We start from the raw sequence: 24,981 nt of genomic DNA on the forward strand, positions 1-24,981 counted from the left end.
TCCGGGGGCACCACAGTGAGGAACACCGCATGTGCGAGACAATGGGCCGCATGGAGATGCCGAGGAATGAACGGTCGCAGGAGCACCCCCAAGTCCTCGTGGTGGGGCAGGACGGCATGGCGATCGGCGGCGGTGGCACTGACGACGAGTCGCGTGAGGTCCCGGTGACGGAGATGGTCGAGCAGCCCGCGAAGGTCATGCGCATCGGCAGCATGATCAAGCAGCTCCTGGAGGAGGTCAGGGCGGCCCCTCTCGACGAGGCGAGCCGGGTCCGGCTCAAGGAGATCCACGCCAGCTCGGTGAAGGAGCTGGAGGACGGTCTCGCCCCGGAGCTGGTGGAGGAGCTGGAGCGCCTCTCGCTGCCGTTCACCGAGGAGTCCGTCCCCTCCGAGGCGGAACTGCGGATCGCGCAGGCCCAGTTGGTCGGCTGGCTGGAGGGCCTGTTCCACGGCATCCAGACGGCGCTGTTCGCCCAGCAGATGGCGGCCAGGGCGCAGCTGGAGCAGATGCGGCGCGCGCTGCCGCCCGGCAGCATCCACGAGGAGGAGGACGGCGGCGCCGATCCGCACGGCCCGGTCCGCTCCGGCCCGTATCTGTAGCCCGCGTCCCCGCATTCGACCCGCAACGGATTCACCAGGGCCCGGCACCGAGGTGCCGGGCCCTTCCCGTGCGCGGATCTCCGGACGGGTCCGGGATCAGGCGGCCGAGGGCGCCCGGAGGAGGACCTTGCCGACGTGGGCGCTGGACTCCATCACCCGGTGCGCCTCGGCGGCCTCCGCCATCGGCAGGGTGCGGTCCACGATCGGCTTGACGACACCGTCGGCCAGCAGCGGCCAGACGTGCTCGCGCACGGCGGCGACGATCGCGGTCTTCTCGGCGAGCGGGCGGCCGCGCAGCGAGGTCGCGGTGACGGCGGCCCGCTTGTTCAGCAGGGCGCCGAGGTTCAGTTCGCCCACGGCCCCGCCCTGGAGGCCGATGATGGCGAGCCGGCCGTTGACGGCGAGGGTCTGCACGTTCCGGTCCAGGTACTTGGCGCCCATGATGTCGAGGATGACGTCCGCGCCCGCCCCGTCGGTCGCCCGGCCGACTTCCTCGACGAAGTCCTGGTTGCGGTAGTCGATGAGGATGTCGGCGCCGAGTTCGGCGCAGCGGGCCAGTTTCTCGGGGCCGCCCGCGGTCACGGCGACGCGGGCGCCGACCGCCTTGGCCAGCTGGATCGCCATCGTGCCGATGCCGCTGGACCCGCCGTGCACCAGCAGGGTCTCGGCCGGGCGGAGGTGGGCCACCATGAACACGTTGGACCAGACGGTGGCCGTGACCTCGGGGAGCGCGGCGGCGAGCGTGAGGTCCAGCCCCTCCGGCACGGGGAGCAGCTGCCCGGCCGGGACGGCGACCTTCTCCGCGTAACCGCCGCCCGCGAGGAGCGCGCAGACCTCGTCGCCGACGGCCCAGCCGACGACACCGGGGCCGACGGCCGAGATCCGTCCCGCGCACTCCAGGCCGGGGTACGGGGAGGCGCCGGGCGGCGGGTTGTAGAAGCCCATCCGCTGGAGGACGTCGGCCCGGTTCACCGCGCTGGACACCACGTCGACGAGGACCTCGCCCTCGCCGGGTACGGGATCGGGCACCTCGGTCCAGACGAGTGCCTCGGGGCCACCGGGTTCGGGGATCGTGATCGCATGCATGGCCGCGAGGCTACTCCGTGGCCCCCGCCCCGCCTCGGAGCCGGGCGGGGGCGCGGGGGGCGAAGGGGTGAGCCGGACCGCCTGCTCAGCCCCGGGGGGCGGGCGGCCGGGGATGGTTCAGCGGCGGGTCGTTGGAGACGCGCACGATGGTGATCAGCCGGTCCGTCAGCTGCAAGGGGCTGGCCGCCGGGTCGTCGTAGCCGAGGAGCCGGTGACCGCGCAGAACGTTGACGACCAGATCCTCGGTCTCCCGGACGCTCTTGCCGACCTCGGCCTTTATCACCGGCCGTTCGACGAGATCGAGTCCGCTGCCCTGCTGGATCAGGTCCTCCATCACCGTGCCCGCGCTGGGGCTGAGCACGGAGAGCCCGAGCAGCCGGCCCGCGGCGGAGGCGCTGGTGATCACCGCGTCGGCGCCGGACTGCCGCAGCAGCGGGGCGTTCTCCTCCTCGCGCACCGCGGCCACGATCTTCGCGCCCCGGTTGAGCTGGCGCGCGGTCAGCGCGACGAGCACGGCGGTGTCGTCGCGCTGGGTGGCGATGATGATCTGACGGGCCTTCTGCACCTCGGCCCGCAGCAGCACATCGCTGCGCGTCGCGTCCCCGACCACACCGGTGTAGCCCTCGGCGTTGGCGATCTCGATCACCTTGGTCGCCGGGTCGACGACGACGATCTGCTCCTTCGACAGCCCGGTGGCACAGAGCGTCTGGATCGCCGAGCGGCCCTTCGTACCGAAGCCGACGACGACGGTGTGGTCACGCAAGTGGGTTCTCCAACGCTTCAGTCGGAAGTCCTCGCGGGTCCGTTCCGTGAGGACTTCGAGGGTGGTGCCGACCAGGATGATCAGGAAGAGCACACGCAGCGGTGTCACGAGCACCACGTTGATGAGCCGGGCGCCGTCGCTGTACGGGGTGATGTCGCCGTAGCCGGTGGTGGAGAGGGTGACCGTCGCGTAGTACACCGCGTCCAGCAGGTCGACCTTGCCGTCGGCCGCGTCGTGGTAGCCCACCCGGTCGACCCAGACGATGACGACGGTGACGGCGAGCACCAGCAGGGCCATGGAGAGCCGCTTGGCGACCTGACGGGCCGGCCGGTCGACGACCCGGCGCGGGAGCATGACCCGCGTGGGGACGATCTGTTCGTCGACACGTCTGGCCATTGCGTCATGGCCGGGAAGTTTCACGTGAAACACCCTTCAGTCCACGGCGTCGCCGGGGCCCACGGTAGATCGAGGATCTCCACCTCGGTGCCGGACCGTACCCCGCCCGGCTCCACCACGGCCAGCCCGTCCGCCGCGGCGATGCCCCGAAGCATGGCGGGACCGTTGTACCGCAGGGGTACGACGTGATCTCCGCCCCTCCCGGTTCCCGGACCGTCGCCGGTTCCGCCGGGGGTCCGCCCGCCGTACGCCGGGGCCGGGCCGGTGCGGTGCACCACGGGAACGAGCCGGGTGTCGTGCGGATGCCCCTGCACTTCGTCGCGGACGGCCACCCGGTAGGGGTCCTCCGCCCAGCGTCCCGCGAGCCCGTTGAGCAGTGGCTCGGCGAGGGTCACCAGACCCGAGACGGCTGCCAGGGGATTGCCGGGCAGCCCGACCAGATACGGGCCTCCGCCCGGCAGCCGGGCGAGCAGCATCGGGTGGCCGGGCCGCACGGCCACCCCGTCCACCAGCAACTCGGCGCCGATCCGGGCCAGAACGGGGTGCACATGGTCGACCGGGCCCGCGGCGGTGCCGCCCGTGGTGACGATCAGGTCGGCGTCGGACGCGGTGAGCGCGTGCAGCAGGGCCTCGGCGTCGTCCCCGAGCCACCGGGGTGCGGTCACCTCGGCGCCCCGGGCGTGCAGCCAGGGGCCGATCATGGGGCCCAGCGCGTCCCGGATCAGCCCGTCGCGCGGCAGCCCCGCCGTCAGCAGTTCGTCGCCGAGGACGAGGACCTCGACGCGCGGACGGGGCCGGGCCGGCAGCCCGTCGTATCCGGCCGCCGCGGCCAGTCCGAGGACGGCGGGCGTCACCACCGTTCCGGCGGGGAGGAGTTCGTCGCCCGAACGGCATTCCTGGCCGCGCGGCCGGATGTCCTGACCGGGACTCACCTGTCGTCCCGCGTACAGCAGTCCCTTGGCCGCGTCCGCCTCGGCGTGCTCGCTCCGGATGACCGCCGTGGCGTCCGCCGGGATCCGGGCACCGGTGGCGATGGGCACGGCCTCACCATCGGGAAGCGGCTCGGGCGCCCCGTCCCCGGCGAGCACGCCCCCGTCCGGCCGGATACGCCAGGGCCCCGGCCCGGCGACCGCCCAGCCGTCCATGGCCGAGGTGTCGAAGGGCGGCAGATCGGTGAGCGCGGCCAGCGGTTCGGCGAGCACATGCCCGAGCGCCCGCCCCAGCGACAACCGCTCGGCCCGCGGCGGAACCGTCTGTCCGGCCCGAGCGGCAATCCCCCGCGCCACCGCCCACGGCACCGCGGAAGCCCGGGTGCGGTGGTGGGCGGGCGCGGTGCCGGCGGGGCGCCCGGGGGTGGGGGCCGGGGGCTGCTCGGGGCGCGGCTGGGGACGCGGCCCAGGGCCGGGGGCCGAACGCGGACCGGCATGCGGCTGGGGGCCGGGGGGCGGGGACGGCTCAGGGCGCGGGCCGGCATGCGGCTCGGGACCGGGCGAGGCGGTCGAGGCGCGCGGGTCCGTCGAGCGAGGTGTCGGGGGTGTGCGCGCGGCCCGGGGTGAACCTGCGGCTTCCGGGTCGGGGGATGCCGGTTCAGGGGATGCCGGGTCGGGGGATGCCGGGGATGTCTGGGCCGTGGGGGCCGAGTGGGCTTCGGGGGCCGCGTGAGTCGCAGGCGGCAGGTGGGCTGCATGAGCTGCGAGGGGGCCCTGGGCGAGGGGAGCCGAGTGGGCTTCAGAAGCCGCGTGAGTCGTGGACGGTACGTGGGCCATGTGAGCTGCCCCGTGAGCCGCAGAGAATCCGGGGACCGCAGGGGACCCTTGAGCCACAGAGGGTCCGTGAGCCGCAGAAGACCCGTGAGCCGCAGGAGATCCGGGGACCGCCTCCGCACCTCCTCCCTGCGGGGCCGTCTGCCGGCCCACCAGGGCGAGGGCCTGCGCCACGGCCCGCTCCTCCTCCGCCGCGGCGAGGGCAGCGGGGTCGGGGCCCTGGGCCCGGCCGGGAGCGGCGGCATCACCGGCGAGGGCGGTTCCGAACGCGCGGTCCCCGTCCCGGCCGGCCGGAAGCGCGGAACCGGTGGCGGGGCCCCCTCCGCAGGAGCAGCGGTCCGGTGCCGGCGGGTGCCCGGCGCTCCCGTGCGGGCCGTTCATGGCGTCCCGGTCTCGTCCGCCCAGCCGAGGGCGAGCGCGGCCGCCTTCCGGGCCGCCTCGGCGACCGCCTCGGGGCCGCCGCCCTCGCCGCTCGCCTTCGCCGCCGCGTACCCGACCAGAAAGGTGGTCAGGGGGGCGGCGGGGCGGGCGACGCCGTGGGCGGCATCACGGGCGAGGTCGAGGAGGACGTCGGTGTCGACGTCGAGTTCGATGCCCAGTTCGTTCTTGACTGCGGTGATCCATTCATCCAGCACGGACCCATGCTCTCTGATCCGGGCCCGCGCGGACGCGATGTCCTCCCAGGTGTCGCAGTCGAACGAGGCGAGGGGGTCGGCCGCCACCCGGACGAGCCGCAGTTCCCGGGTGAGCAGCCGCAGCGGCAGCCCCGCCAGACCGCCGTGCTCGGTGGCGACGAGCGCCAGTTCACGGCGGAGCGGTTCCGCCCGGTAGACCGCCACCAGCGGCTGGTCCCTGCCGTCCGCGTCGGTGCAGACCGCGCCTTCGGCGTCCCCCCGGCCGGCCGCCTCCACGAGCGCTCGCACGGTGTCGGGGCCCAGGAACGGCAGATCGGCGGAGAGCACGAGCACCCGCTCCGCCGCCGTGTGCCGTACACCCGCGCCGAGCGCGGCCAACGGGCCGCCGCCCCGGGGCTCTTCGCGCGTCCAGGTCACCGCGCGCCCCGTGGGCCGCCGGGTGCCCACCACCACGGTGGTCCCCGCTCCGGCGCAGGCCCCGAGGACCCGGTCCAGCAGCGGGCGCCCGCCGACCCGGACCCCGGGCTTGTCGGCGCCGCCGAGGCGTTTCGCGGCCCCTCCGGCAAGAACGATGGCGTCGAACGCGGTCATGCCACGAGTATGCGGGCCCGGCCCACCCGGCGGACATCCGCGTCCACCGGCCGGACCGGGGCTCCGGCACCGGACGTTCCCCCGGCACCGGGTGGCCCCGCACGCCTCCGCGCCGGACGGCCCCGCACGGTCCCCGCGCGGACCGGGATCCGCCGCCGGGCGCGGCCCAGGACCCAGCGGCTCTACAGGGTCCGCAACAGCACCGCCGGCTGTTCCACGCAGTCGGCCACGTACCGCAGGAACCCGCCCGCCGTGCCGCCGTCGCAGACGCGGTGGTCGAAGGTCAGCGAGAGCTGGACGACCCGCCGCACCGCCAACGCGCCCTCGTGCACCCAGGGCTTGGGCACGATGCGGCCGACACCGAGCATGGCCGCCTCCGGGTGGTTGATGATGGGCGTCGACCCGTCCACCCCGAACACCCCGTAGTTATTGAGGGTGAACGTGCCGCCGGTCAGCTCGGCCGGCTTCAGCGTCCCCGTCCGGGCCGCCTCGGTCAGCCGGGCGATCTCCGCTCCGATCGACTCCGCGTTGCGGTCCTGCGCGTCCTTGACCACGGGCACGACCAGCCCGCGCTCCGTCTGGGCGGCGAACCCGAGATGGACCTCCGGAAGCCGCACGATCTCGCGCGCCTCCGTGTCCACGGTCGAGTTGAGCTCGGGATGGCGTGCCAGCGCGGCCGTGCAGATGCGCGCGAGGAGCGCGAGCACGGACACCTTGGGGCCGCCCGCCCGGTTCATCGCCTCCCGGGCCGCCATCAGTTCGGTGGCGTCGGCGTCCACCCAGCAGGTGGCGTCGGGGATCTCGGTCCGGCTGCGCGTCAGCTTGTCGGCGACCGCGCCCCGTACCCCGCGCAGCGGAATCCGCTCACCAGCGGACGCCACCCGAGGCGCTGCGGCGGGCGCGACACCGGATGCGACAGGCGCGACGGCGGCCGCGGTGGCCGCCTCCGCCGCCGACCGGATCGCCGCTTCCACGTCGGCCCGGAGGATCAGCCCGTCCGGGCCCGATCCGGCCAGCCGGCGCAGATCCAGATCGTGCTGCCGGGCCAGCTTGCGCACCAGCGGCGAGACGACGGCCACCGGCCCGTCCGCGCCACCGGGGGCGGGTGCCGTGACCGGAGCGGCGACGGAGACCCGGGCCGGCGCCCGCACCGGCGCGGGCGCGGCGACGGGAGCGGTCGCGGCGGCAGGTGCCGCGGCCCTCCCGGAGGCCCGAGCCGGTGACCCGGAGGCCGGAGCCGGTGACCCGAAGCCCTCGGGCCGGATCCGGCGGCGCCGCGTGGGCGGCGCTCCGGTCCCGTAACCGACCAGCACGTTCCCCGACCCGGACGCGGTCTCCTCGGAGCGTCCCGACCCGGGCTCCGCCGCCGGATCCGACGACTCCACGGATCCGACGGCGACGGTCAGCAGGGGTGCCCCGACGGGGAGTTCGCTGCCCTCCTCGCCGAACCGGGCGGTCACCACGCCCCCGTAGGGGCACGGCACCTCCACCATCGCCTTGGCCGTCTCGACCTCGACGACCGGCTGGTCGATGGCGACGACCTCGCCGACCTCCACCAGCCAGCGCACGATCTCCGCCTCGGTCAGTCCCTCACCGAGGTCCGGCAGCCTGAATTCCAGTACCTGAGCCATCAGCTCTCCGCCTCCCACTGGAGCCGCGCGACGGCGTCGAGCACCCGGTCCACACCGGGCAGGTGGTGACGCTCCTGCATCGGCGGCGGATACGGGATGTCGAAACCGGCCACCCGCAGCACCGGCGCCTCCAGGTGGTGGAAGCAGCGCTCGGTGATCCGCGCGGCGATCTCACCGCCCGGTCCGCCGAAACCGTTCGACTCGTGGACGACGACCGCGCGGCCGGTGCGCCGCACCGAGGCGGCGACCGTCTCGTCGTCGAAGGGGACCAGCGACCTCAGGTCGACGACCTCCAGGTCCCAGCCCTCCTCGACGGCCGCCTCGGCCGCCTCCAGACAGACCGGGAGCGAGGGCCCATAGGTGATCAGCGTCGCGCTGCGGCCGGGCCGCCGCACGACAGCGCGGCCGATCGGCTCGACGGCGGCCGGGGCCTGCGGCGACCAGTCGGCCTTCGACCAGTAGAGCCGCTTGGGCTCCATGAAGACCACCGGGTCGTCGGAGGCGATCGACGCCCTCAGCAGCCCGTAGGCGTCCTCGACCGTGGCGGGCGTGACCACGTGGAGACCGGGGGTCGCCATGTAGTACGCCTCCGAGGAGTCGCTGTGGTGCTCGACTCCGCCGATGCCGCCGCCGTAGGGCACCCGGATGGTGATCGGCATCGGCATCCTGCCGCCGGTCCGGTTGCGCATCTTGGCGACATGGCTGGCCAGCTGCTCGAACGCCGGATAGGCGAAGGCGTCGAACTGCATCTCCACCACGGGCCTCAGCCCGTACATCGCCATGCCGACGGCCGCGCCGAGGATGCCCGCCTCGGCCAGCGGGGTGTCCGTGCACCGCTCGTCGCCGAACTCCTTCGCCAGGCCGTCGGTGATCCGGAAGACCCCGCCCAGCGTGCCGACGTCCTCACCGAGGACGTGCACCGAGGGGTCCTCGGCCATCGAGTCGCGCAGCGCGCGCCCCAGAGCCTGGGCCATCGTGGCGGGACCGGCCTTCGCGGCACGCTTCCCGGCCGTGGCCGCCGCTGTCGTCATCGCCCCGCACCCCTGTCGTCCGTGCCGTGCTCGTCGTGCTCCGCGTCCAGCTCGACCCGGAGCCGGGCGGCCTGCTCGCGCAGTTGCGAGGTCTGCTCCGCGTACACGTGGGAGAACAGTTCCATCGGGTCCAGCACCGGATCGGCGTTCATGCGGTCCCGCAACTGGGCCGCCATCCGCTCCGCGGCCGTCCGCGCCTCCTCGATGCCCTCGTCGTCGAGCAGGCCTCGCCCGGTCAGCTCCCGCTCCATGAGCCGCACCGGATCGTGCTCCCGCCAGGCCTCGACCTCGCTGTTCTCGCGGTAGCGCGTCGCGTCGTCCGCGTTCGTGTGCGCGTCCATGCGGTAGGTGACGGCCTCCACGAGCGTGGGACCCTGGCCGCTCCTGGCCCGCTCCACCGCCTCGGAGAGCACCTGGTGCACGGCCGCCGCGTCGTTCCCGTCGACGAGCCGGCCCGGCATCCCGTATCCGACGGCCTTGTGGGCCAGGGACGGGGCCGCGGTCTGCTTGGCGAGGGGCACGGAGATGGCGAAGCCGTTGTTCTGCACCAGGAAGACGACGGGGGCCCGCCACACGGCCGCGAAGTTCAGCGCCTCGTGGAAGTCGCCCTCGCTGGTGCCGCCGTCGCCGACCATGGCGAGCGCGACCACGTCGTCGCCCTTGAGGCGGGCCGCGTGGGCCAGGCCCACCGCGTGCGGCAGCTGGGTGGCGAGCGGGGTGCACAGCGGTGCCGTGCGGTACGCGCGGGGGTCGTAGCCGGTGTGCCGGTCGCCGCGCAGCAGGGTCAGCGCCTCGACCGGGTCCATGCCCCGCGCCACGGCCGCCAGGGTGTCCCGGTAGCTGGGGAACAGCCAGTCGCGCTCCTCCAGCACCAGGGCCGCGGCGATCTCGCAGGCCTCCTGACCGGTGCTCGACGGGTAGACGGCGAGCCGGCCCTGCTTGGTCAGGGCGGTCGCCTGTGCGTTGTACCGCCGGCCGCGCACGAGCTCGGCGTACAGCCGCAGCAGCAGCTCCGGGTCCGCTCCGGCCGCGGCCTCCGTACCGAGCACGCGGAACGGCTCGGGGTCCGGGAGCAGCGGCGCGGGATCGGTGAGCGGCTTCCAGGCCGGGGGCGGCGTGGGCCGGTAGGCGGCCGCGCCGGGCAGCTCTTGGACCGTCATGACAAGCACCTCCTGGCGTCGAGGGGTATCGAGCGGCGTCCGCGGCACCGGGGGTGTCCCGGTGCCGCGGGGTGTCGAAGCGTCTCCAGGGGTGTCGAGGGGGCGTCGACGCTTGCGAAATACATCGAATTGTTCATATATCCGCGAGGCACGAGTGTGGCGCGCCTCACCTACCGATTGTTCGGTCGCGAGCGCATTTTGGCTACAGGCGCCGTCAGCCTGTGGACAAACGGTTCTCCACAGCTTGGGATGGGCACAGGTCGTCCAGGACGGGGAGGCACGGGAGCATGGCAGCTGAACAAATGGCCGAGGGGAGCGAGGAACCGGCCCCGATTCCTCCGGCCCGGCCGCTGGACGCCATCGACCGCGCCATCCTGCGACTGCTCCAGACGGACGGCAGGGCGTCGATACGCTCGGTCGCCGACCGCGTCCACGTCTCGCGGGCCAACGCCTACGCGCGGATCAACCGGCTCATCGACGACGGCGTGATCCGCGGTTTCGGTGCCCGGGTGAACCACGAGCGGGCCGGTCAGGGCGCTTCGGCCTACATCACGCTCAAGATCGTCCAGAATTCCTGGCGCACGGTGCGCGAACAGCTCCAGGCGCTGCCCGGGGCCACGCACATCGCCCTGGTCAGCGGGGATTTCGATGTGCTGCTGCTGGTCCACACCCCGGACAACCGGTCACTGCGCGAGCTCGTCCTCACCCGCATCCAGGCCATACCGGAAGTGCTCTCCACCCGCACCCTGCTGGTGTTCGAGGAGACGGACCTGAGCCCGGGACCGGACCGCCCGACGGAGCTGAGCTGAGCCGATCTGAGCTGAGCTGAGCCGAGCTGAGCCGAACGGGCGACCGGGTCCCTCAGGACCCGTACTTCGCCAGAAACGCCCGCACGGTGTCCCAGCGCTTCGCGTCGTCGAGCAGCGCCACCCCGTGCAGGCTCTCGCCGCGGACGAGGACGAACCGGTGCTCGGACGACTTCACGCTCTGCCGGTTCAGCTCCTTCTCGCCGACGGTGAAGTCCCCGTCCCCGTCGGCGGCCATGTACAGCACGGGCGCGGTCAGCTCGGGGACGGCCTTCAGCGCGTTCATCGCCTGGTACTGCGTGGGGGCGGAGAGCGCGACGACCGCGTCCGGCTGCGGCTTCAGCCGGGGCGCCGCGGCGAGCACCGCCGTGCCGCCCTTGGACGCGCCCATCAGCAGAATCTTCTTGGCGCCCTTGTCGCGCAGATATCCGGCCGCGCCGATGACCTCGTCGACCTCCTGCCCGTTCGAGTTCACCGCGAGGACCCGGTATCCGGCCTTGCTCAGCTCGTCGGCCTTGTCCTTCCACTGGCAGACCGTGCCGTCGGCCTGGTGGGCGAGCACGATCCCGGCGCCCGATCCGCCCTTCGGCGCGTACCCGCCGATCTCCGAGCCGTCGTCGACCGTGAAGGTGATCGACGAGCTCTTCGCCTCCGCCTCCGTCAGGCAGGTGAAGTCGTCCGGCTGCTCCGCCGCGGTCCCACTGCCGTCGTCCTTGCCGTCGCTGCCGCCTCCCGAGCAGCCGGCCAGCGAGGCCGTGACGAGCAGCGTGGCAGCGGCACAGAGAAGTCCGGACATCCGGAGCGCGGCGGTCATGCCGGGATGCTGGTATAGACCTATGTTCGCGTCAATGGCCGGTCGCGCGGGACTTCATGCCGTCGAAGGCCAGTTGTACGACCGTATCGGCCAGCCGCTCCGCCTCCGCCCCTCCGTCCGGCAGCGGCCGGTACCACTCCACCAGGGAGTTCACCATGCCGAAAAGCAGCCGTGTCGCGAGCCGTATGTCCACGTCGGAGCGGAGATCGCCGTCCACGACGGCCGCCTTGAGCAGATCGGCGACGCGCTGGTCGAACTCGCGCCGCCGCTCCAGCGCCCAGCGCTCGGTCTTCGTGTTGCCCCGCACCCTCAGCAGCAGCGTGACGTAGGGAAGTTCGGCCATCAGCACCTCGACGGTACGACGTGTGACGTACTCGACCCGCTCGATGGCACGGCCCCGCGTCGCCCCGGACTCGTCGAGAATGCCGAAGAGTCCGTCCAGCGCCCGGCTGACCGCCCGCCGCAGCAGTTCCTCCTTGCCGGTGACGTGGTGGTAGATGGACGACTTGGAGATCCCCGCCGCCTTCGACAGGTGCTCCATCGACGTGCCGTCGTACCCGCGCTCGTTGAAGACCCGGACGGCGACGGCGAGCAGGGTCTCCGGGGTGTACGTGTCCCGCTTGGCCGTGGTCATGCCCGCGATCCTCCCCTACGAGTTGTCCACAGGTTCCGTGGGCCCCCTTGTCCCGACCGATCGTTCGGTTACTCTAACTCTGTCCACCCGTCCCTGCCCAGCTCGACGAGGAGTTGGTCCGTCATGGCCGCCGAGCTCTCCCCGAACCTGCTGTCCGAGAGGCACCGCCCGACGCTCGACCGCGCCCTCGACGCGATCCGCACCCGGGACTACTGGTCGCCCCACCCCGAGCACCCGAAGGCGTACGGCGAGGGCGGTGCCCCGGGCAGCCTGGGCCCCGCCGAGGGCAAGGCCGCCTTCGACGCCCTGCTGCACACCCGGATCGACCTGGGCCAGCCGGGGACCGACGGATGGACGGGCGGCGAGATCTCGCCGTACGGACCGGAGCTGGGCGTCGAGTATCCGCACGCCGACCCGGACGTGCTGCTTCCGGCGATGCGCGCGGCGATGCCCGCCTGGCGCGCGGCCGGTCCGGAGACCAGGGCCCTGGTCTGCCTGGAGATCCTGGCGCGGATCAGCGCCCGCACCCATGAGTTCGGCCACGCGGTGATGCACACCAGCGGCCAGGCCTTCATGATGGCCTTCCAGGCCGGTGGCCCGCACGCCCAGGACCGCGGCCTGGAGGCCGTGGCGTACGCGTACGAGGAGCAGCAGCGCGTTCCCCGCTCGGCCGACTGGTCCAAGCCGCAGGGCAAGCGCGACCCCCTCGACCTGCACAAGACGTTCACCGCGGCGGGACGCGGAGTCGCGCTGGTGATCGGCTGCAACACCTTCCCCACGTGGAACGGCTACCCGGGCCTCTTCGCCTCCCTCGCCACGGGGAACGCGGTCCTGGTCAAGCCGCACCCCCGGGCCGTCCTCCCGCTGGCCCTGACCGTCCAGGTGGCCCGCGAGGTGCTCGCCGAGGCGGGCTTCGCCCCCGATCTGGTGGCGCTGGCCACCGAACGGCCCGGCGAGGGCATCGCCAAGACCCTGGCGCTCCGTCCGGAGATCCGGATCATCGACTACACGGGCTCGACGGCCTTCGGCGACTGGCTGGAGAGCAACGCCCGCCAGGCCCAGGTGTACACGGAGAAGGCCGGGGTCAACACGGTCGTGGTCGATTCCACCGACGACTACCGGGGCATGCTGGCCAATCTGGCGTTCTCGCTGTCGCTCTACAGCGGCCAGATGTGCACCACCCCGCAGAACCTCCTCATCCCCCGGGACGGCATCACGACGGACGCGGGCGAGAAGTCGTACGAGGACGTGGTCGCGGACATCGCCTCCGCCGTCACCGGCCTCCTGGGCGACGACGCGCGGGCGAACGGACTGCTCGGCGCCCTGGTCAACCCCGATGTGAAGGCCCGTCTCGAGGCGGCCGCGCAGCTCGGCGAGGTCGCCCTGCCCTCCCGGGCCGTCACCCATCCCGACTTCCCCGACGCGGTCGTGCGCACGCCGCTGATCGTGAAGCTCGACGGGGCCAAGACGGACGACGCCTCCCCGTACTTCACGGAGTGCTTCGGCCCGGTCTCCTTCGCGGTGGCCGTGGACTCGACGGACGACGCGGTGGAGCTGCTGCGCCGCACGGTCCGCGAGAAGGGCGCGATGACGGTCGGCGCGTACACGACCTCGCCGGAGGTGGAGCGGGCGGTGGAGGACGTCTGCCTGGACGAGTCGGCCCAGCTCTCGCTGAACCTGACCGGCGGGGTGTACGTCAACCAGACGGCCGCCTTCTCCGACTTCCACGGTTCGGGTGGCAACCCCGCGGCCAACGCGGCCCTGTGCGACGGCGCCTTCGTCGCCAACCGCTTCCGGACGGTGGAGGTCCGCCGCCAGCGCTGAGCCGGTCACCCACCACCGGACCGGTGGGGCCGCACGGCCCCCGTCAGGCCCCGCCGGCGTCCGGGAGGGAGGGATCGGGGATGTCCGCGTAGCGCTGCACCCAGGCGTGCATCGCGATCGCGGCGGCGGCCCCCGCGTTGATGGAGCGCGTCGAGCCGAACTGCGCGATGGAGCAGACCATCGAGGCGTGCGCGCGGGCCTCCTCGGTCAGTCCGGGCCCCTCCTGCCCGAAGAGCAGCACACAGCGGCGGGGCAGCACGGTCCGCTCCAGCGGCACCGCGCCGGGCAGATTGTCGATGCCGATGATCGGCAGGTCCTCCGCGCGGGCCCAGGCGGTCAGATCGGCGGTGTCCGGGTGGTGGCGGACGTGCTGGTAGCGGTCGGTGACCATCGCACCGCGCCGGTTCCAGCGCCGCCGCCCCACGATGTGCACCTCCTTGGCCAGGAAGGCGTTCGCGGTGCGGACGACCGAGCCGATGTTGAAGTCGTGGCCCCAGTTCTCCACCGCGACATGGAAGTCGTGCCGCCGCAGATCGAGGTCCGCGACGATGGCCTCACGGCTCCAGTAGCGATAGGCGTCCCCCACGTTGCGGCGGTCGCCGTGGGCGAGCAGTTCCGGGTCGTACCGCTCGCCCTCGGGCCAGGGCAGCGGATGCGGACCGACCCCGATCTCGTTACCGAACCCGTCGTCGTACTGGGCCGGCTCGTCCGCACCCGCGCCCGGGGTGCCCGTACCGCTCGTGCTGTTCGTGGGGCTCGTCTCGCTGCTCACCCGACGAGCGTATGGCCCCCGTCGGTGCCGTGCTCCGCCGCCTCCCGGGCGCCCGGTGCGAGCGCGCCCGTTCCCGCTCCCGGCGTTCCCGTTCCGGGCGCGGGAGCGTCCCCGTCGCGCGGCGCGGGCACGCGCGCCCGCCGGCCGAGCAGCCGGTCGCGCCCGAGGGTCACCCGGCCGCCCAGCCAGACCAGGAAGACGGTCGGCAGGAAGACGGCGTCCGCGGCGATCATCGCCATCGAGAAGAAGGGGAGCCCGAGCAGCACGGCGATTCCGGCGTGCTCGCAGATCATCACGACCAGCAGCACGTTCTTGACGCGCCGGTTGAACAGGGTGAACGGGAAGGCGACCTGCACGGCCACGGTCGCATAGGTCACCACCATCACCATCAGCCCGCTCGACGCGAGGATGTCCGAGAGCGCGGGCCAGGGCGAGAAGTAGTCGAGCTTGAGCGGGTAGTAGAGCGCGGTGCCGTCCTGCCAGCGCGAGCCCTGGATCTTGTACCAGCCGGCCGTCGCGTAGATCAGGCAGACCTCGGCCATGATCACGACGAGCGTGGCGTTGTGGGCGAGATTGGCGATGACGTCGAGAAGGGTGCGGTGCTCGCTGCGCGGGGCGTACCGGTTCACGGCCCACCAGGCGCCCTGGGCGACCCACAGGATCCAGAAGAGCGTCGGCAGCCACACGGTGCCGCCGAGGCTCCGGGTGGCCATTCCCCAGACGAGGACGGCGCCGAAGGCGATCCAGAGCAGCGGTCCGACCGCGTCGCCCGGTCCGCGCGCCCCTTCGGCCGTACGCCGGGCCCTGCGGGCGTCGAGCGACCAGACCTGTCCGCACCGGGTCAGCATCAGGTAGATCGCCATCAGGTGGATGACGTTGTCGCCGCCGTCGCCCATGAAGATGCTGCGGTTCTGGAGCGAGACCACTCCGGCCATGAACAGCACGGACATGGCCCGGGTGTGCCAGCCGGCCATCAGCAGGGCGGCGGCGATCAGCGCGAGCGCGTAGACGATCTCGAACCAGACGGTGCTGTCCGTCCACATCAGCGTGGTGAACGCCTGGTTGCCCGAGATGAGCTGCTGGGCCATGTCCCAGCGCCAGGGGGCGTCGGGGCCGTACATCTCGTGCCGGTGCGGGAATTCGCGCAGCAGGAAGAGGAGGTACGTGGCGGAGAAGCCGATGCGGATGACGGCGCTCTGGTACGGGCCGAGGGCCGAGGCGGTGATGCGCTGGATGCCGCGGGCGAGCGCGTGGCCGGATCCGGGGGTGCTCACTGGCCGGCCTCCTGGGATGCGGCGCCCTCGGGGAGGTCGGCCGCGGTGACGGTCCACCAGGGCAGGACCCGGTAGGACGGCTCGGTGCTGATCTTCTCCTGGCTCCAGGGGGGAGCCGGCACGGACCGGGTCTCGGACCTGACCTGGATGCGCAGGACCGTGCCGCCGTAGTCGTGCTCACCGAGACGGAGCATCACGATGCGCCGGATGTACTGCTCGGAGAGCCGGCCGCGCAGGCCGTTGGCCCGGTTCTGGCTGTCGTGGGAGCCGACGTAGAAGTCCCAGCCGCGGCGGAGTTCGTTCTGCTGGACGTGGCTGGGCAGCGGATTGCCGCGAATCGCCTTGCCGTCCGCGCCGGACAGGCTCATCCAGGGGGTGGTGCGCCGTCCGTCGGCCCCGGCTATCTCCGCACGCACGTGCACGGCGATGTTCTGCTGGAGCGGGTTGGGGGCGAAGAGCTTCCAGTTCTGCTCGAACTCGGGGTAGACCCACTGGTCCACCGCTTCGCCGTGCGCCTTCGTCAGTGTGTTGGACGGGGCGACGTGCAGGAACACCATGGCCAGCTGGACACAGCCGATCAGCCCGATGACCCCCAGCGCGACGGCGGCGACGATCTGGTACGGGAACGACAGCCCGGCGATGCCACCGACCGGACGGCCGGGTCCGGGGGGCTGCGCGGCGGCGGGGGGACCCGCCTGCGCGGGAAACCGCTGCTCGACAGCGGTCCGCGGGGGGCCGGAGTCCGGTGGGAGAGGCTCCGAGCCGTCCTCCAGCGGCTGGGGTCCGGGCACCGTGTGGTCCCGCCCGTCGACACCTCCGCCGGTGCCCCCGCCGCCGACGCCCTTGTCGTCGTACGAATCCATCCCGCCCCGATCCCCGTCGATCCCGGTCAGTTATCCACAGGGTTGACACCCTACGGGCCCCGGACACACCATTGAAGACAGAGAACCGAACGATCGGTCGGTAGGGAGTCCGGGATGGCGGCAGTGACTGCGGGCCAGACAGCGCAGACGGCAGCGGGGGGCACCGAAGGGGCGGACGAGGCCCTGGCGGCGGCCTTCGACGCCGCGGTGGCGGCCGACGAGCGCATCGAGCCCCGGGACTGGATGCCCGAGGCCTATCGCGCCTCGCTGGTCAGGCAGATAGCCCAGCACGCCCACTCCGAGATCATCGGCATGCAGCCGGAGGCCAACTGGATCACGCGCGCGCCGTCCCTGCGCCGCAAGGCCATCCTGATGGCCAAGGTCCAGGACGAGGCCGGGCACGGGCTGTATCTCTACAGCGCGGCCGAGACGCTCGGCGTCGGCCGCGACGAACTGCTCGACAAGCTGCACGCGGGCCGCCAGCGGTATTCGTCGATCTTCAACTACCCCACGCTCACCTGGGCGGACGTGGGCGCCATCGGCTGGTTGGTGGACGGCGCCGCGATCACCAACCAGGTCCCGCTCTGCCGCTGCTCCTACGGTCCGTACGCACGGGCCATGGTCCGCGTCTGCAAGGAGGAGTCCTTCCACCAGCGCCAGGGCTACGAACTCCTGCTGGCCCTCAGCAACGGGACGCCCGCCCAGCACGCGATGGCCCAGGACGCGGTGGACCGCTGGTGGTGGCCGTCCCTGATGATGTTCGGCCCCCCGGACGACGCCTCGGCGCATTCGGCCCAGTCGATGGCCTGGAAGATCAAGCGGCATTCCAACGACGAACTGCGGCAGCGCTTCGTGGACATCTGCGTCCCGCAGGCCGAGGCGCTCGGACTGACCCTCCCCGACCCGGACCTCCGGTGGAACGAGGAGCGCGGTCAGCACGACTTCGGAGCGATCGACTGGACGGAGTTCCAGGAGGTCCTGAAGGGCAACGGGCCGTGCAACGAGCAGCGCCTGGGCCAGCGCCGGCGCGCCCACGAGGAGGGCGCCTGGGTCCGCGAGGCCGCCGCGGCCCACGCGGCGAAGCACACGACGACATCGCGCACCGGCGCACCGGTGGCCCGCACGGCCACGCCGGACGGGACGAAGAGGGAGGCGACAGCATGAGCAGCTCGACCGACTGGCCGCTGTGGGAGGTGTTCGTGCGCTCCCGGCGCGGCCTCTCGCACACGCACGCGGGCAGCCTGCACGCGCCGGACGCGGAGATGGCCCTGCGCAACGCCCGCGATCTGTACACCCGCCGCTCGGAGGGCGTCTCGCTCTGGGTCGTGCCCTCCACCGCGATCACGGCGTCCTCGCCCGACGAGAAGGACGCCTTCTTCGAACCGGCCGGCGACAAGCCCTACCGCCACCCGACGTTCTACGCGATCCCGGACGGGGTGAAGCACCTGTGACCGCGGCCCTCGCCCTCGGCGACGACGCGCTGGTGCTGTCGCACCGGCTGGGGGAGTGGGCGGGCCACGCCCCGGTGCTGGAGGAGGAGGTCGCCCTCGCCAACATCGCGCTGGACCTGCTCGGACAGGCCCGGGTCCTGCTCTCCCTGGAGGGCGACGAGGACGAGCTGGCCTATCTCCGCGAGGAGCGCGCCTTCCGGAACGTACAGCTGGTCGAGCAGCCGAACGGCGACTTCGCGCACACCATCGCCCGCCAGCTCTACTTCTCCGTCTACCAGCACGGGCTGTACGGACAACTGGCCTCCGGAGAAGGCCCGTTCGCCGGCCTGGCGGCCAAGGCCGTCAAGGAGGTGGCCTACCACCGGGACCACGCCGAGCAGTGGACCCTCCGGCTGGGCGACGGCACGGACGAGAGCCATGCGCGCATGCAGCGCGGACTGGACGAGCTGTGGCGCTTCACCGGCGAGCTGTTCCAGCCCGTCGAGGGTGTGGACGTGGACTGGCAGGCGCTGCGGGACGGCTGGCTGGAGTCGGTGACCGCGCTGTTGGAGCGGGCGACGCTGAGCGTGCCGGCCGGTCCGCAGTCGGGGGCATGGGCCGCCGGAGCGGGACGGCAGGGCCTGCACACCGAGCCGTTCGGCCGGATGCTCGCCGAGATGCAGCATCTGCACCGCAGCCATCCGGGGGCGTCATGGTGACCCGGACCCCGCTGGAGGAGGAGCTGTTCGCCCTCGCGGGCTCGGTTCCCGATCCCGAGCTGCCCGTGCTGAACCTGGAGGAGCTGGGGGTGCTGCGCGGGGTGGACGTCCTCGCCCCGGGCCGGGTCACGGTGCGACTCACCCCGACATACACCGGCTGTCCGGCCGTGGAGACGATGTCCGCCGACATCGAGCGCGTGCTGCACGAGCACGGCATGGCGGAGGTCTCCGTCGAGACGGTGCTCTCCCCCGCGTGGTCGACGGACGACATCAGCGCGGAGGGGCGTCGCAAGCTCGCCGAGTTCGGCATCGCACCGCCGCGGCCGCACGACACCTCCGCGCCCTCCTCCGGGCCCGTGCCGCTGGCCCTGTCGGTGCGCTGCCCCCACTGCGGCTCCACCGACACGGAGTTGCTCAGCCGTTTCTCGTCGACCGCCTGCAAGGCACTGCGCCGCTGTGTGTCGTGCCGCGAACCGTTCGACCACTTCAAGGAGTTGTAGATGTTCCATCCGCTCCGGGTCAGCGCGATCGAACGGCTCACGGACGACGCGGTGGCCGTCACCTTCGTCGTGCCGCCCGAGCTTCGCGAAACCTTCCGCCACAAGCCCGGCCAGCACCTCAACATCCGTTACGCCGTGGACGGCGAGGAGATCAGGCGGTCGTACTCGATCTGCGCCCCGGCCACCGAGCGGCCCGCCGAGCCGGTGCTGCGCGTGGGCATCCGGCTCGTCGACGGCGGCGCCTTCTCCACGTACGCGTTCAAGGAGCTGGCCGTCGGCGACGTGGTCGAGGCGATGCCCCCGATGGGCCGCTTCGTCATCGCGCCGCGCCCCGGCCGGTTCGCGGCGGTCGTCGGCGGCAGCGGGATCACCCCGGTGCTCTCCATCGCCGCGACGCTGCTGGCCCGTGAGCCCGAGGCCTCGTTCTGCCTGGTCCGGAGCGACCGCACGGCCGCCTCCACCATGTTCCTGGACGAGGTGGCCGATCTGAAGGACCGCTACCCGGACCGCTTCCAGCTGGTCACCGTGCTCTCCCGGGAGGAGCAGCAGGCGGGGCTCCCCTCGGGCCGGCTCGACCGGGAGCGGCTCACCGCACTGCTCCCGGCCCTGCTGCCGGTCGCCGGGATCGACGGCTGGTACCTGTGCGGGCCGCTCGGCCTGGTGCGGGCCGCCGAAGAGGCGCTGCACGGCCTGGGGGTCGACCGGAGCCGTGTGCACCAGGAGATCTTCCACGTCGAGGACGTCCCGGACGCCGCCGCCCGGCCGAGGGCCGGGACCTCCGCGCGGAGCACGCTCACCGCGCATCTGGACGGCCGTTCGGGCACCTGGCCGGTGGAGGACGGCGAATCGCTGCTGGAGACGGTGCTGCGCAGCCGTTCGGACGCGCCGTACGCCTGCAAGGGCGGGGTGTGCGGCACCTGCCGCGCGTTCCTGGTCGCGGGCGAGGTGAGGATGGACCGCAACTACGCGCTGGAGCCGGAGGAGACGGACGCCGGGTATGTGCTGGCCTGCCAGTCGCATCCGGTGACCGGGGAGGTGGAGCTGGACTTCGACCGCTGACCGCGCGGCCGGACTGTTCCCTTCTTGTAGAACCTGTTCTATCTTGACGCTCCGTCAGGTCAGGGTACGGACACAGCGGTTCGCGGGAGGCCGGGACAGTGGACTTCACCTTCACCGAGGAACAGCAGGCAGCGGCCGAGGCGGCGCGGGCGGTCTTCGCGGGCGTCGCCCCGGACGCCGTGCCGAGCCCCGCCCTCGTGCCGGGGGCCGTGGCCGACGACATCGACCGGCCGTTGTGGGCCCGGCTGGCGGGCGGTGACCTGCTGAGCCTGACCCTGGCCCCGGAGCACGGCGGTGCCGGACTGGACCCGATCGCGCTCTGCCTGGTGCTGCGGGAGTCCGCGAAGGTGCTCGCCCGGGTGCCGCTGCTGGAGACGTGCGCGGTGGCGACGGCGGTGGACCGGTACGGGGACCGGGGCCTGGCCGCCGAACTGCTGCCCCGCGTGGGCCGGGGGGAGCTGGTGCTGACCGTCGGCGCCAACGGCCGCACGGGCCACGACCCGGCGGAACTGGCCGTCACCGCGCGACCGGACGGGGCGCGGGGGGACGGCGGGACCGGCGGCTCCGGAGCGGGCGCGGAGGACGGCGAGGCGGGGTGGGTCCTGGACGGGGTGCAGTCGGGTGTGCCGTGGGCCGGGGTCTCGGACCTGATCGCGGTACCGGCGCACACCGACGACGGCCGCGCCGTCGTGGCCCTGGTCCACCGCGACCGGGAGGGCGTCACCGTCGCGGAGCAGGTCTCGACGAACGGCGAACTCCTCGGCGAGGTAAGGCTGGACGCGGTGCGCGTCACCGGACGCGAGCTGATCGACGCACCCGATGCCTGGGAGTGGCTGCGCGCGCTGCTCACCACGGGCACCTGCGCCCTCGCGCTGGGCCTGGGCGAGGCGGTGCTCGCCATGACGAGTGCGTACACGGGCAAGCGCGAACAGTTCGGCTTCCCGGTGGCGACGTTCCAGGCGGTCGCCGTGCAGGCGGCGGACCGCTACATCGATCTGCGGGCCATGGAGGTCACCCTCTGGCAGGCCGCCTGGCGGATCTCCGTCGGCGGGGCGGGCGAACTGCCGACGGCCGCCGATGTCGCGGTGGCCAAGATCTGGGCGTCCGACGGGGTCCGGCGGGTCGTGCAGACGGCGCAGCACCTGCACGGCGGCTTCGGCGCGGACACCGACTACCCCCTGCACCGCTTCCACGCCTGGGCGAAGCAGATCGAACTCTCCCTCGGCCCGGCAGCGGCCCACGAGGAGGCCCTGGGCGACCTGCTGGCCGCCCACCCCGTCGACTGACCGGCGCGGGCGAGGCGGACGGAGCAGGCAGCGCGCGCACCGGCCCAGGGCTGCTGTCGGGCGCGGGGTGTCAGGCGCGCAACGTCAGGGGCGGGGCGTCAGGGGCGCAACGTCAGGCGACGAACGCCTGACCGCCGTGGTCGGTGACCATGGGGCGTCCGGCGCTCTCCCAGGCGAGCATGCCGCCGTCGATGTTCACCGCGTCGACGCCCTGCTGCACCAGGTACTGGGTGACCTGGGCGGAACGGCCGCCGACCCGGCACATCACATGCACGCGCCGGCCGTCCTCCGCCGCCTCGGTCAGCTCACCGAACCGGGCCACGAACTCGCTCATCGGAATGTGCAGCGCGCCTTCGACGTGCCCGGCCGCCCATTCGTCGGCCTCCCGGACGTCCAGCACGAAGCCGTCCGCCGGGACCGCGGTGACGTCGACCGCGGGGAGCGGGGCGAAATTCATGGGTCATGCCTTCTCTCGTCGATGCGCCGGACCGGTGCGCCGGATCACATGCACCGGACTCACACGAAACGCTACTGCACCAGCGCGGCCAGCTCGTTCTCCCGCTGGGCGACCTCGCCGAGCAGCTGTTCGGCGATCTCCTCCAGCAGTTGGTCGGGGTCGTCCGGGGCCATCCGCAGCATGGCGCCGATGGCGCTCTCCTCCAGTTCCTGGGCCAGCACGGTCAGCAGTTCCTTGCGCTGGGTGAGCCAGTTCAGCCGGGCGTAGAGCTCCTCGGCCTCGCCGATCTCCGGCTCGGGCTGGACCGGACCCGCGGCCCACTCGTCCGCCAGTTCCCTGAGCAGCGCCTCGTCGCCGCGCCCGTAGGCCCCGTTCACCCGGGTGATGAACTCCTCCCGGCGAGCCCGCTCCGTCTCGTCCTGGGCCAGGTCCGGGTGGGCCTTGCGCGCCAGTTCGCGGTAGAGCTTGCGGGCCTCGTCGGTCGGGCGGACCCGCTTGGGCGGCCGGACGGGCTGCTCGGTCAGCATGGCGGCGGCCTCGGGGGACAGGCCGTCGGAGTCGATCCAGTCGTGGAACAGTTCGTCGACGCCGGGCATAGGCAGCACCATGGACCGCGCGTCCTGCGCCTTGCGGAGGTCCTCCGGATCCCCCGTGCGGGCCGCCCGCGCCTCGGCGATCTGCGCGTCCAGCTCGTCGAGCCGGGCGTACATGGGCCCGAGCCGCTGGTGGTGCAGCCGGGAGAAGTTCTCGACCTCGACGCGGAAGGTCTCCACCGCGATCTCGAACTCGATCAACGCCTGCTCGGCCACGCGCACGGCCCGTGCCAGTCGCGCCTCGGGCCGCGTGTCCCCGTCCTCGGAACCCTCGCCCCGTGCCTCACCCGCACCAGCCGCATCGCCCGCACCGGAGTCCCCGGCGGAACCACCAGCGTCACCAGCCCCGGACCCGTCACCGACATTCGGACCGGCGGAGGTGTCCGGGCCGGCAGGGGCGTCCGGACCAGCGGTGTCCGGACCGGCTGCGTCCGCCGTACCCGCGGCGTCCGCCGTACCGGCAGCCGCGCCCGTACCGGCGGCGGAGGCGGCCTCAGCGGCATGCCCGCTCCCGGCGGGGGCCCCGGCGCCCTCCGCGCCCTCGTCGGCGGTCTCTGCGGGCGCCTCGGCCGGGGAGCCTGGCTGCTCGTGCGGCAGGAGGTCGTCCTGCCGGGCATCGTCGTTCCGGGAGGTCGGTACCCCGGCGGCTTCGTCGGTCACCCGTCCAGCGTATGGCCACGGCCACCGTGCCGAGGACGCGCGGTCGCCGGAACGGCCGTCACACGCCCTGCTCGGCGGCTATCCGGCCCGCGGCGACCGCCCGGACCAGTTCCGCGTGATCCGCCTCGGTGCGGTCCGCGTACGTCACGGCGAACGCGGCCACGGCCTCGTCCAGTTCGTCGTTCTTGCCGCAGTACCCCGCGATCAGACGGGGGTCGGCGCTGTGCGCATGGGCGCGGGCCAGGAGCGCGCCGGTCATCCGGCCGTAGTCGTCGACCTGGTCGGCCGCCAGGGCCGCCGGGTCGACGCTGCCCTTGCGGTTCCTGAACTGCCGCACCTGGAACGGGCGTCCCTCCACGGTCGCCCAGCCCAGCAGGATGTCGCTGACCACCTGCATCCGCTTCTGCCCGAGCACCACGCGGCGGCCCTCGTGCCCCGCCTCGGGGACCTCGAACCCCACGGCGGCCAGATGGGGGGCCAGCACCGAGGGCCTGGCCTCCTTCACCTGGAGCACCAGCGGCTCGCCCCGGTGGTCCAGCAGCAGCACCACGTACGACCGGGTCCCCACACTGCCCGTGCCGACGACGCGGAAGGCCACGTCCTGGATGGCGTACCGCGCGAGCAGCGGCACCCGGTCCTCGGACACGGTGTCCAGATAGGGGCCGAGTCCCGCCGCCACGGCCGCGGCCTCCGCGTCCGGCACCCGGCGCAGCACCGGGGGCGCGTCGACGAACCGGCGGCCGCCGTCCTCGGCGGTCTCCGTGGACTTCGCGGCGAAACGGGCACTGGTGTTGTTCCGGGCCTTCTCCGAGACCCGCTCCAGCGTGCCGAGGAGATCGCGGGCATCCGTGTGCGAGACCAGCTCCTCGTCGGCGATCGCGTTCCACGCGTCGAGCGCGGGGAGCTTCGCCAGCAGCCGCATCGTCCGCCGGTACGCGCCGACCGTGTCGTACGCGCCCCTGCGGCAGGTCTCCTCGTCGGCCCCGGCCTCGCGGCCCGCGAGGACCAGCGAGGTGGCGAGCCTCTTGAGGTCCCACTCCCAGGGCCCCACCACGGTCTCGTCGAAGTCGTTGAGGTCGATGACAAGGCTGCCCCGGGCATCGCCGTAGAGGCCGAAGTTGGCCGCGTGCGCGTCGCCGCAGAGCTGGGCGGCGACCCCGGTGACGGGCGTCCCCACCAGGTCGTGGGCCATCAGCCCGGCCGATCCGCGCAGGAAGGCGAACGGGGTGGCGGCCATCCGCCCCACCCGTATCGGAGTGAGCGCGGGCACCCTGCCCCGGTTCGACTCCTCGACCGCCCGCACCGCGTCCGGCCGGTCCTCCGGCAGGGTCAGGGAGGCGTGCGAGGAGCGCGGCACGCTCTGCCGCAGGACCTTGCCCGCCTCCCTCGGCGAGGAGAGCGCCGAACCGTCCGGGGCGGTGGCCGGGCGGCGGGCGAACCCGGGCACGACCGGAATGCGCGGCCCCTCGTACCCGGCCCGCTGCACGGGCACGGTCGTCGCTTCGATGTCACTCATGGCGCGCAGCCTCCCCCGACCCCTGCCGGCGCCCGGTCGGCGTCCGGCGTCCCCGGTCCAACATCAACTACCGCTGACCGTACCGCTGTCCACCCGCGGCCGTCTGCCCCTGTGGACAA

At 73.1% G+C, this 24,981-nt stretch carries 24 protein-coding genes; 9 read left to right on the forward strand and 15 right to left on the reverse strand.

Annotation, left to right across the window (positions count from 1 at the left end):
- The first annotated feature begins 50 nt into the window (after window positions 1-50).
- Window positions 51-599 (forward strand): bacterial proteasome activator family protein, encoded by a 549-nt coding sequence (locus ACZ4FH_RS00960; RefSeq protein ID WP_383631195.1) that lies wholly within the window; start codon window positions 51-53, stop codon window positions 597-599.
- A gap of 96 nt (window positions 600-695) precedes the next feature.
- Here ACZ4FH_RS00960 and ACZ4FH_RS00965 read toward each other — a convergent pair whose 3' ends face one another.
- The 7 genes from ACZ4FH_RS00965 to pdhA form a co-directional block, all read right to left on the reverse strand.
- A complete protein-coding gene (locus ACZ4FH_RS00965) occupies window positions 696-1,685 on the reverse strand; it encodes an NAD(P)H-quinone oxidoreductase (RefSeq protein WP_467301466.1) in 990 nt (329 codons plus the stop codon).
- 85 nt (window positions 1,686-1,770) lie between these two features.
- Window positions 1,771-2,844 carry a potassium channel family protein gene (locus tag ACZ4FH_RS00970; RefSeq protein WP_383631201.1) on the reverse strand — a complete coding sequence of 358 codons (1,074 nt, stop codon included), beginning with the start codon at window positions 2,842-2,844 and terminating at the stop codon, window positions 1,771-1,773.
- Window positions 2,845-2,864: 20 nt separating this feature from the next.
- Complete coding sequence (locus ACZ4FH_RS00975) at window positions 2,865-4,610, reverse strand: molybdopterin molybdotransferase MoeA (RefSeq protein ID WP_467301467.1); 1,746 nt, start codon at window positions 4,608-4,610, stop codon at window positions 2,865-2,867.
- Window positions 4,611-4,984: 374 nt separating this feature from the next.
- The gene (locus ACZ4FH_RS00980) at window positions 4,985-5,833 is read right to left on the reverse strand and encodes an NTP transferase domain-containing protein (protein ID WP_467301468.1); all 849 of its coding nucleotides are present in this window, start codon (window positions 5,831-5,833) and stop codon (window positions 4,985-4,987) included.
- Window positions 5,834-6,015: 182 nt separating this feature from the next.
- Window positions 6,016-7,464 (reverse strand): dihydrolipoamide acetyltransferase family protein, encoded by a 1,449-nt coding sequence (locus ACZ4FH_RS00985; RefSeq protein WP_467301469.1) that lies wholly within the window; start codon window positions 7,462-7,464, stop codon window positions 6,016-6,018.
- Window positions 7,464-8,495: an alpha-ketoacid dehydrogenase subunit beta gene (locus tag ACZ4FH_RS00990; protein ID WP_467301470.1), complete on the reverse strand. Its 1,032-nt coding sequence runs from the start codon at window positions 8,493-8,495 to the stop codon at window positions 7,464-7,466. Before ACZ4FH_RS00990 ends, ACZ4FH_RS00985 begins: the two co-directional genes overlap by 1 nt.
- Entirely contained in the window at window positions 8,492-9,655 is a 1,164-nt protein-coding gene (gene pdhA / locus ACZ4FH_RS00995) for a pyruvate dehydrogenase (acetyl-transferring) E1 component subunit alpha (RefSeq protein ID WP_467301471.1), read from the reverse strand. The genes ACZ4FH_RS00990 and pdhA overlap by 4 nt, the downstream gene beginning before the upstream one ends.
- 302 nt (window positions 9,656-9,957) lie before the next feature.
- Here pdhA and ACZ4FH_RS01000 point away from each other — a divergent pair, with 302 nt between their 5' ends.
- The gene (locus ACZ4FH_RS01000; RefSeq protein ID WP_467301727.1) at window positions 9,958-10,464 is read left to right on the forward strand and encodes an Lrp/AsnC family transcriptional regulator; all 507 of its coding nucleotides are present in this window, start codon (window positions 9,958-9,960) and stop codon (window positions 10,462-10,464) included.
- A gap of 52 nt (window positions 10,465-10,516) precedes the next feature.
- Here the strand turns inward: ACZ4FH_RS01000 and ACZ4FH_RS01005 are convergent, their stop codons facing one another.
- Both ACZ4FH_RS01005 and ACZ4FH_RS01010 read right to left on the reverse strand, forming a co-directional pair.
- Window positions 10,517-11,275, reverse strand: coding sequence for an alpha/beta hydrolase family protein (locus tag ACZ4FH_RS01005; RefSeq protein WP_467301472.1), 759 nt, complete (start codon window positions 11,273-11,275; stop codon window positions 10,517-10,519).
- A gap of 31 nt (window positions 11,276-11,306) precedes the next feature.
- Complete coding sequence (locus tag ACZ4FH_RS01010) at window positions 11,307-11,909, reverse strand: TetR/AcrR family transcriptional regulator (RefSeq protein WP_467301473.1); 603 nt, start codon at window positions 11,907-11,909, stop codon at window positions 11,307-11,309.
- A gap of 123 nt (window positions 11,910-12,032) precedes the next feature.
- Here ACZ4FH_RS01010 and paaN point away from each other — a divergent pair, with 123 nt between their 5' ends.
- Entirely contained in the window at window positions 12,033-13,733 is a 1,701-nt protein-coding gene (paaN, locus tag ACZ4FH_RS01015; protein ID WP_467301474.1) for a phenylacetic acid degradation protein PaaN, read from the forward strand.
- 43 nt (window positions 13,734-13,776) lie between these two features.
- Here paaN and ACZ4FH_RS01020 read toward each other — a convergent pair whose 3' ends face one another.
- Genes ACZ4FH_RS01020 through ACZ4FH_RS01030 form a run of 3 tightly spaced genes read right to left on the reverse strand, consistent with a single transcriptional unit; the run spans window position 13,777 to window position 16,642 of the window.
- Window positions 13,777-14,505, reverse strand: coding sequence for a TrmH family RNA methyltransferase (locus tag ACZ4FH_RS01020; RefSeq protein ID WP_467301475.1), 729 nt, complete (start codon window positions 14,503-14,505; stop codon window positions 13,777-13,779).
- Window positions 14,502-15,779: an HTTM domain-containing protein gene (locus ACZ4FH_RS01025; RefSeq protein ID WP_467301476.1), complete on the reverse strand. Its 1,278-nt coding sequence runs from the start codon at window positions 15,777-15,779 to the stop codon at window positions 14,502-14,504. Before ACZ4FH_RS01025 ends, ACZ4FH_RS01020 begins: the two co-directional genes overlap by 4 nt.
- Entirely contained in the window at window positions 15,776-16,642 is an 867-nt protein-coding gene (locus tag ACZ4FH_RS01030) for a DUF5819 family protein (RefSeq protein ID WP_467301477.1), read from the reverse strand. The genes ACZ4FH_RS01025 and ACZ4FH_RS01030 overlap by 4 nt, the downstream gene beginning before the upstream one ends.
- Before the next feature lie 114 nt (window positions 16,643-16,756).
- Between ACZ4FH_RS01030 and paaA the strand changes: the two genes are divergently transcribed.
- The 6 genes from paaA (at window position 16,757) to ACZ4FH_RS01060 (ending at window position 21,636) form a co-directional block, all read left to right on the forward strand.
- Window positions 16,757-17,806, forward strand: coding sequence for a 1,2-phenylacetyl-CoA epoxidase subunit PaaA (paaA, locus tag ACZ4FH_RS01035; RefSeq protein ID WP_467301478.1), 1,050 nt, complete (start codon window positions 16,757-16,759; stop codon window positions 17,804-17,806).
- Complete coding sequence (gene paaB, locus ACZ4FH_RS01040) at window positions 17,803-18,093, forward strand: 1,2-phenylacetyl-CoA epoxidase subunit PaaB (RefSeq protein WP_383631239.1); 291 nt, start codon at window positions 17,803-17,805, stop codon at window positions 18,091-18,093. Before paaA ends, paaB begins: the two co-directional genes overlap by 4 nt.
- A complete protein-coding gene (paaC, locus tag ACZ4FH_RS01045) occupies window positions 18,090-18,791 on the forward strand; it encodes a 1,2-phenylacetyl-CoA epoxidase subunit PaaC (RefSeq protein WP_467301479.1) in 702 nt (233 codons plus the stop codon). Before paaB ends, paaC begins: the two co-directional genes overlap by 4 nt.
- Complete coding sequence (paaD, locus tag ACZ4FH_RS01050) at window positions 18,785-19,291, forward strand: 1,2-phenylacetyl-CoA epoxidase subunit PaaD (protein ID WP_467301480.1); 507 nt, start codon at window positions 18,785-18,787, stop codon at window positions 19,289-19,291. The genes paaC and paaD overlap by 7 nt, the downstream gene beginning before the upstream one ends.
- Window positions 19,292-20,350, forward strand: a complete 1,059-nt coding sequence (locus ACZ4FH_RS01055) for a 2Fe-2S iron-sulfur cluster-binding protein (protein ID WP_467301481.1) — start codon at window positions 19,292-19,294, stop codon at window positions 20,348-20,350.
- A 98-nt stretch (window positions 20,351-20,448) separates the two neighbouring features.
- Complete coding sequence (locus ACZ4FH_RS01060; RefSeq protein WP_467301482.1) at window positions 20,449-21,636, forward strand: acyl-CoA dehydrogenase family protein; 1,188 nt, start codon at window positions 20,449-20,451, stop codon at window positions 21,634-21,636.
- Window positions 21,637-21,748: 112 nt separating this feature from the next.
- On the opposite strand, the gene ACZ4FH_RS01065 is transcribed toward ACZ4FH_RS01060, so the two are convergent.
- The 3 genes from ACZ4FH_RS01065 to ACZ4FH_RS01075 all read right to left on the reverse strand — a co-directional run bounded on the left by ACZ4FH_RS01065 (window position 21,749) and on the right by ACZ4FH_RS01075 (window position 24,862).
- Window positions 21,749-22,093 (reverse strand): rhodanese-like domain-containing protein, encoded by a 345-nt coding sequence (locus ACZ4FH_RS01065; RefSeq protein ID WP_383631254.1) that lies wholly within the window; start codon window positions 22,091-22,093, stop codon window positions 21,749-21,751.
- 71 nt (window positions 22,094-22,164) lie between these two features.
- Window positions 22,165-23,346 (reverse strand): J domain-containing protein, encoded by a 1,182-nt coding sequence (locus ACZ4FH_RS01070; protein WP_467301483.1) that lies wholly within the window; start codon window positions 23,344-23,346, stop codon window positions 22,165-22,167.
- A gap of 58 nt (window positions 23,347-23,404) precedes the next feature.
- Window positions 23,405-24,862, reverse strand: a complete 1,458-nt coding sequence (locus ACZ4FH_RS01075) for a DUF2252 domain-containing protein (RefSeq protein WP_467301484.1) — start codon at window positions 24,860-24,862, stop codon at window positions 23,405-23,407.
- Window positions 24,863-24,981: the final 119 nt, after the last annotated feature.

The sequence above is a fragment of the Streptomyces sp. NPDC024555 genome, from assembly GCF_055559335.1.